The organism is Oceanobacillus timonensis (assembly GCF_900166635.1).
GTDB classification, from domain to species: Bacteria; Bacillota; Bacilli; order Bacillales; family Amphibacillaceae; genus Oceanobacillus; species Oceanobacillus timonensis.
Genome location: NZ_LT800497.1, coordinates 321237 through 329418, shown reverse-complemented (window position 1 = coordinate 329418; position 8182 = coordinate 321237). Strand labels below are relative to the sequence as shown.

Here is an 8182-nt window from a genome sequence, read left to right as displayed (position 1 = left end):
CCATACCTCCCAACCATTCGAAAATGCTTTGGTGGAATGTGTTGTAATATTTCAAATAAGAACCTGTACACTGGAACCTTTTTATCTACACGTTTTCCTGTTTTATGATCCTCATACCAGTAATGAACTGTTTCCCCATCATAAGATTCAATACGATATTCGGCGATAGCTGGTCGAGCTAAATATCTGCCGATATACTTGGCTACACGCTTGGCATTGTTCATTTTCTTCTCTGCATTGACATAAAAGCCTTTCGGATACCTTTGATATAACTCATTAATAAGTTCTATGATTTTCGGTGTTGCAGGAAACCACTTCTTCAACAAATCTAAGACAACTTTTTGCCAGGACTTTCTTAAAAAATCATAAGGAACATATCCATTATTAACCCATTCATTTTGATTATCTAACGCACCTTCTGTCACCAATGCATGTATGTGAGGATTAAACTTTAAATCTCTTCCAAACGTATGAATAACCGTAATAATCCCTGAACGGAAGCCTCTTTTCTTACCTTTCTTTTTATTATGGTACTGAAATACTTCGGCTACCTGTTTACTTAATTCATTTAATTTTTTTCGGTCATTGTAAAATATGTTTCTTAACTCTCGTGGAAGTGTAAAGACCATATGGCGATGCGTAACATTAAATATCATTTCCTGTTGTTTGTCTGACCAGTCATCCGTATACTTTTTCCCACAACGGTGGCATAGTCTGCTTTTACAAGTAAAACACACGAATTTAGGAGAAGGATCCCCTTCACATCCTAAACACTCATAGCGAGCATATCCTAAATCACGTGTCCCGCAACGAATTGTTTTTTCTACCGTTTCTTTTATATGTTCACGATAAGTTTTCGGAAAACGATCAGCATGGAACTCCCAAAATCCAGCAAAATGGTCTTTTAAGATTTCTTTAATAACTCCGCTTCCCTTTCTCATATCTCTACCCCTCCAGTGAGTTAATAAAAGTTTAACATAAAAGTTATCCACAGCTAGAGAATTTTATAATTTCCTAGACAATGAAAAAGCTGCCATGTGCTATTACATGGCAGCAAACATTTATTTCATCAACAAAAATATAGTGGACACAAAGAAGCTGTTGCATAATCAGTGAATGGATTATGCAACAGCTTCTTTTTTTCCCTATTTAATGACTAGCCCCACTGCTCTTATACCCTGTATTCGCCTTCACCTTCACTTCTGCATAACGTTTCATATCCGTTTCCTTCGACAGTATCGTTCCTACATATCCACCAAGAAACCCAAGCGGAACGGAAACAAGCGCCGGATTCGTCAGCGGGAAGATTGGCTCTCCTACAAATAACGCCGCACCCTCAACCGGAGAGAATACACTCGGGCTGATCGACACTAAAATTAACGCGGAGAATAGACCGGTCAGCATGGCCGTCACTGCCCCTGCTGTATTGAATCTTTTCCAATAGATGGTGTAAAGAATAACCGGTAAATTGGCACTGGCCGCGATACAAAAGGCTAATGAAACAAGGAACGCAACATTGAGATATTGTGCAAATAAAGCTAAAACAATGGACAGAACAGACACAGCTAGTGAAGCATAACGTGCAGCTAACACCTGCTCTTTTTCTGTCGTCTTTCCTTTTTTAATAATCTGTCCATATAAATCATGTGCAAATGCGGATGCTCCAGAAAGAACAAGTCCTGCCACTACAGCTAAAATGGTTGCAAAGGCAACTGCTGAGATAAAAGCAAACAGAATGTCGCCGCCTATGACTTGGGCAAGTAGTGGTGCTGCCATATTTCCTCCCGGATTTGCCGCTAAAATATTATCAAACCCGACAAAGGCTGCTGCACCGAAACCTAAGAATAACGTCAGTACATAGAAAATACCGATAACCCATGTTGCGATAACCACGGAACTTCTTGCTGTCGGAGCATCCCGAACAGTAAAGAACCGCATGAGAATATGAGGTAGTCCCGCCGTCCCCAACACTAAGGCAAGCATAAGTGATATCGTGCTGAGTGGTTCCGTATATTGCAAGCCAGGCATCAAATAAGCCTCACCATGCGCAGTAACAGACTTTACATCAGTGAACATCTGTCCAATATTAAAATTAAATTTTAATAAAACTAAAAATGCCATAACTACCATCCCGCCCATCAGCAGGACTGCTTTTACAATCTGTACCCAGCTTGTCGCAATCATCCCGCCGAATAATACGTAGATGGTCATCATTACCCCGACGATCAGAACTGCTACCCAATAATCAAGGCCAAAAAGCAGCTGTATTAAAGCGCCTGCACCTACAAGCTGTGCAATCATATAAAATGTACTGATTGTAATGGTGTTCAGTGCAGCTGCTCCCCGAACCTTCTTCGCATCAAAACGGGAATTAATCATATCTGCTAATGTGTATTTACCAAGGTTACGTAACGGCTCCGCTACAAGAAAGAGAACCACTAAATAGGCAATTAAAAAGCCGATACTATAGAAAAATCCATCAAAACCATATAATGCAATCGCCCCGGCAATCCCTAAAAAAGAGGCAGCTGATAAATAGTCACCTGCAATGGCTAGACCATTTTGCCAGCCCGTCAGTCCACCGCCGGCAGTATAAAAATCTCCTGCTGTCTGTGTTTTCCTTGCAGCAAAAAAAGTAATAACCAGTGTCAGAAGAACAATCGCAAGAAAAAGGATAATAACTGTGGCACTCATCGTTCCTCTCCTCCTTCTTCGATTTCTCTTATAATTTTATCTGCCTGTTTATCAAAGGACGCTGCCTTCCTCACATAAACAGTGCATAACACCCATGTCATGATAAATTGGGCTAACGCAAATAGCCAAACCCAAGAAATATCACCAATTGCCGGTGTGTTTAAAAAAGTCGTATAAGAAGTTAAAACTGGAAGTAAGAAATAAAATACCAGGAAAAAGATTGTTAACGGAATAATAAATTTTTTTCGATCATGCATCAGTTTTTTAAAAGATCTGCTTTCAGTTACTTGTACATAATCCATTTCGTTTGCAGGGTCCTGCTTATATTCTTTTTCTGCCCCCATCTGCATCCTCCTCGAAAATCGGAATGAAAGGTTTCCAGGCCTCCAGCTCTTCATGCGGACGAAGTACCCCCCGATCCTTAGCCTTTGATGCATCCCTCACGCTTGCACCTGTACATGATTAAAAGCCTCTTCTCTCTATGCCTAAAACCTCTCATCTCCTTTGAGTCATTACCAGCTTCTCTTTTTCTTTTCTTATTCAATGACCGCTTTTCCCTCTAATAGACCCTCTTCCATCACCATTGTCACTTGAAACCGGCATTCCTCCTTCTCTTTTTTTAATCCTTTTTGTAAACGCTTTCTTAATTATAAAGGAAGATGATAATATACGTATGGATATTTGTTTCAACGGTTTAAATAAAAGGGTGAACGGTTGTCATCGTGGGATGAATGGTTTATTCCTTAGAAAATTTTGCTGTCGTCAAGCTTAGATGCGGCCACCGTCGTTACATTTACGCAGCTAAGAAAGGATATCCTTTTTTTAGCTGCCAAATAAATCAAACAGGTGCTTTCTGGCTGTCCGGCTGACAGGAATTTTAGTCTGTTTTTCATCCTTTAAAGTGATATTGCTTGCCCCATTAAACCACGGCGTAATCTCCTGGATATGATTTAAATTAACCAGATAACTGCGATGGGTTCTGAAAAAAGCGTACCCTTGTAACTTCTTTTCCAGTTCTTGCAGTGTCATTTTGCTATAAATTACCCTGTCCTCGGTATGAATTTCCAGCATCCGTTTGTGTGGAACAGCATAATAGATCGCATCGGGAGATAAAACAATCGTCCGATCGTCATCATCAACCAAAAGTTTCGCAGAGGAAGGTATATTTTGTGCAGACTCCCTACCTTTGCTGTTTTCTGATTGCTGTATTCGTTTGCGGAGACGATGCATTGCTGTTTGAAAACGTGCGGTGTCATAAGGCTTCAGCATATAATCCACCGCTTCTATTTCAAAAGCTTCTACCGCATAGTCATCGTATGCCGTTGTAAAAATAAATAACGGCGGTTTGATATAAGCAAGCTCCATGATTATCTTTGCAGCAGCTACACCGCGCATTCCCGGCATATGCACATCCAGAAAAATCACATCCGGTTCATGTTCTTTATACAGCTCAACCAGTTGCTCTCCTGTTTCTGCACTGGGTAAAAGTTTGACGTCTTGTTCTCTTTCCAATAAATACATTAATTCTTCCCGTGCCAATTGCTCATCTTCTGCAATCATGATATGCATTTTCATCAGAAAAACCTTCCTTTCTATTCCTCATGATAGGGAATACTAAAATAAACCTCGCTACCGCCAGCAGGTAAATTACGCACATGCAGACGCGCCTCTTCACCAAGCAGATTCATTAAGCGCTGATTCACATTATATAAACCTGTTCCGCCATGCTGTTTCTCTGTCAACACTGCTTCTCCAGCCTGTTGTAACACAGATTCCGGAAATCCTCGTCCATTATCCCGGACGCTGATTTGAATTCGCTCGTCTACTCTTTCCATCTTCACTTCTACTTTCCCTCCCTCGGAAACATGTTCCAATCCATGCCTGACACTATTTTCCACCAATGGCTGAATCGTTGATGGCGGGATTAACAAATGGGAAATTCCTTGCGGTTGTAAAAAATGAATGTGCATCCTTCCTGTAAATCGCGTCTGAATAATCTCGATATACGCTTTCACATGCTCCGTTTCCTTTTCTAAAGAAACCAGATGTGCAGATACCAGTTTGAGATTAAACCGCATAAAGTTTGCTAATTGTATCGTGATATATCTCGCTTTTTCAGGATCTTTTCGAAACAAGGCAGCAATCATATGCAACGTATTAAATAAAAAATGCGGGTTAATCTGAGCTTGTAAATTATTTAATTCTGCATCACGGGTATGCAGTTCAAGCTTTTCTGTTTTGATTGTTTTTAATTGATTTGCAATTAATTGAAACAACCCTTCCGCCAGCATTACCTCCACTGGACGGATATGCTGCGGTTTACGAAAATACAATTTAATCAGGCCGATGGTTTGCTGCGCTTCTATCATCGGGATAATGATCACGGATTCCAGCGGACAATTTTTATGCGTACATTGAATCTCTGTCTGCGAATAAGCGACCAATATTTTTTGTGATGTTAATGCCCGCTTGGAGAGAGATGTCCGTAACGGATTTCCAATGTGATGATGGTCTCCCCCTAACCCCTTGTGTGCCATCACTTCTTTTTCATTTGTCACCGTCACCGCGGCCAATTTCAAACGGGCATGGAACAAATCAGCGATTCCTTCCGCCTTCTTATGAAATGTTTCCTCTTTCAAAAAGGGCAATGCTTCTTCCACAATGGTTAATGCCTGTCTTGTTGCAAATGCCGCTTCATTTTCCTGCTCTCTAAGCACAATGGCAATCATGGCCGTAAAAATAGCAATGGCAATACTGTTCGACAACACAACGGGCAACCCAATCGTATTAATCAGCTCCATCATTTTCCTGTCCTGTGCATCAAAAATAAGTAATAAGTGCATTAATAAAATAGGAGGAAATATGCCGATAAAAAGTGCTTTCACCGGAGATATAACACGTTCTTGCGAAAAGAACCGAGCAGTAAAACCAGCAAGCAGCCCGGTCAGTGGATTGACGAGACTATTGGCTAGAAAACCGACCCCGCCAAGGAAGAATAAATGCGTACCAGCAATGATTCCAGCTCCCAAACCAACAACTGGTCCCCCTAACAGTCCCGCAATCACGATAGCAACCAGACTGGAACTGACCACCATCTGATCGGCTTCTACATTCCAGACAAAAGTATTGATCACCGTAAAATCACTGTCAATAACGACGCCGGTTAATGTCCCGGCAATACCAAACAAACCAAAGACACACGCATGCAGCCCCGCCATTTTAAAACGAAATTCACGGTAAAGTAGCGATCGGAACCCGGGACTGCGTGTCAAAACAAATGCAATCACCAGTAATAAACCCAGACGTTCGAATAAAACAATAGTTAGATGCATCACGGGCGCTCTCTCCTTATATCAACACCTGTTTGTGCCTGCAGATAAAAAGCAGAAAATGGTACAGCGCTTTCCTTATTCCGTGAAAGCACGGCTCCCAAATACGCACCTAAAAATCCTGCAGGAATGGCAATAATCCCCGGGTTATAAAGAGGAACCAGCGGCTCCATGCTAATCCATCCTCCATCCGGATTCATCACATGCGGCCCCAAAAATAAAAGTACCAGCGACACGATTAAACCAGAGAGCATCCCTGTGATAGCACCAGTCTGGTTGAAACGTCGCCAGTAGATGGTAAATAAAAGCACGGGCAGATTACTGGATGCTGCTACAATAAACGTTAGAGAAACCAGAAATGTGACATTCATATTCCGTAAACCCAGTGCAAACAATGTAGAAAGCAAACCAATGAAAAATGCTGTCCAACGCGCAGCACGTACACGTTTCTTTTCCGAAACATTTTCTTTTTTAATCAGATGATAATAAATATCATGGGAGAAAGCAGTTGTTGCAGAGATGACTAAACCAGCTACAACTGCAACAATGGTTGTAAATGCGATTGCCGCGATAAAAGCCATTAAAAAATCTCCGCCCAGACTCTCCGCTAACAATGGTGCAGCTAAATTCCCGAACGGATCCAGCATCACCAGTTCTTCAAAACCTACTAAAGCAACAGCACCCAGCCCTAAAACGAGTGCAATCAAATAAAATGCGCCGATAATCCAGCTTGCTGTCAGCAGGGATTTACGTACTTCTACGGTATTCCGCACGGTAAATAAACGGATTAGAATATGCGGAAGTCCAGCGGTACCCAGGACTAACGCCAGATGGAGTGAAATCGTTTCCAAAGGATTGTTAAATAAATGTCCTGGCAATGAAAATTGATTTCCTAAGGGGGACCTCAACGTAACCTGCTCCAAGAGGTTGGGAATACTCCAGTTAAATCGTGCAAGTACAATGAGTGCAAGCAAAAATGTACCAGATAATAGCAGCACTGTTTTGACAATCTGTACCCAACTCGTTGCAAACATACCGCCAAATACAACATAAATCGTCATTAATATGCCGATAATTAAAACAGAAGCAGAATAATTGATATCCAATAACAAGCGGATTAACAATCCAGCAGCCACTAATTGCGGAATCATATAAAAAATAGAAATAATTAAAGCGCCTATCGCCATGATTCCCCGCATTTTGTAGCTTGGAAAACGGGCACAAATCACATCACCTAATGAATACTTCCCTAAACGATGTACCGGTTCTGCGATAAAAAATAAGACAATTAAATAAGAAACTAAAAATCCAATGGCATATAAAAACCCATCAAAACCATTAATCGCAATGGTACCGACAATCCCTAAAAAGGAAGCTGCACTGATATAATCCCCTGAAATCGCCATGCCGTTTTGCAAGCCTGTTAAACTGCCGGCAGCAATATAGAACTGATTGGTCGTTTTACTTTGTCTCGCCGCCCAATAAGTTATAATCAGCGTACAAACAACAATACAGAGAAAAAAGAGCAGATAGGTAATGTTCATAAATTCCCCCCTCATCTTTAAGGTATATTTTATTTCAAGAAGTACCGTACACTATTACTAACATATCTATTAGAAGTTTAGGTTCAACACCAACATCTATGGTTGCTATTTTTCCATAAATAAGTTACTCAACTTTCGCTTTTTAAAAATAATTTCCTTACAGCTGTTGACAAAGGATAGAAGGTAAAGTATAAGGCGACCGCTGAACTGCGCCGCTGCGGCGGACCGTTTTGCTTTCCTAGGAGCACGCTCTTCAGCTAACTTTTGCCAAGAAGAGCACTTGGCAAAAGTGGATCTTCAGATGGTGCTGATCCCTCAGGAGTCAAAACGGTCCGCCTCCGCTAGTAGGATATTCTATGCGGTTGCAATAGCTGTACAAATAAAAGTTCAATCAAACAGAACAAATTTTTCTTGGTGCATGATAAAAATGTTCATTAATCATGCCTTTCTATGCATGAAAGCTATACTCGATATGAACGATCCATGCTGTCATGATTTGAACTGCTTAACCAACCATTTTAAATACCAGAATGATTCGTTATTTAGGCTAAAACCATAACTCCTAGGGTTGCGGTTACTCACGCCAACGGAAACATTTGTATGTCGGAAAGCGGA

The 8182-nt window shown here is 41.1% G+C and carries 6 protein-coding genes; all 6 read right to left on the bottom strand.

The window, feature by feature from the left end:
* Window positions 1-941, bottom strand: a 941-nt coding sequence (locus B7E05_RS01980) for an IS91 family transposase (protein WP_080872079.1), incomplete at its 3' end; no start/stop codon positions are given.
* Between the two features lie 208 nt (window positions 942-1149).
* A complete protein-coding gene (locus B7E05_RS01975) occupies window positions 1150-2694 on the bottom strand; it encodes a solute symporter family protein (RefSeq protein ID WP_080872077.1) in 1545 nt (514 codons plus the stop codon).
* Complete coding sequence (locus B7E05_RS01970) at window positions 2691-3038, bottom strand: DUF485 domain-containing protein (protein WP_080872075.1); 348 nt, start codon at window positions 3036-3038, stop codon at window positions 2691-2693. The genes B7E05_RS01975 and B7E05_RS01970 overlap by 4 nt, the downstream gene beginning before the upstream one ends.
* Before the next feature lie 478 nt (window positions 3039-3516).
* Window positions 3517-4269 (bottom strand): LytR/AlgR family response regulator transcription factor, encoded by a 753-nt coding sequence (locus B7E05_RS01965; protein ID WP_080872073.1) that lies wholly within the window; start codon window positions 4267-4269, stop codon window positions 3517-3519.
* Between the two features lie 17 nt (window positions 4270-4286).
* Entirely contained in the window at window positions 4287-6026 is a 1740-nt protein-coding gene (locus B7E05_RS01960) for a LytS/YhcK type 5TM receptor domain-containing protein (RefSeq protein WP_080872070.1), read from the bottom strand.
* Window positions 6026-7567 carry a solute symporter family protein gene (locus B7E05_RS01955; protein WP_080872069.1) on the bottom strand — a complete coding sequence of 514 codons (1542 nt, stop codon included), beginning with the start codon at window positions 7565-7567 and terminating at the stop codon, window positions 6026-6028. The genes B7E05_RS01960 and B7E05_RS01955 overlap by 1 nt, the downstream gene beginning before the upstream one ends.
* Window positions 7568-8182: the final 615 nt, after the last annotated feature.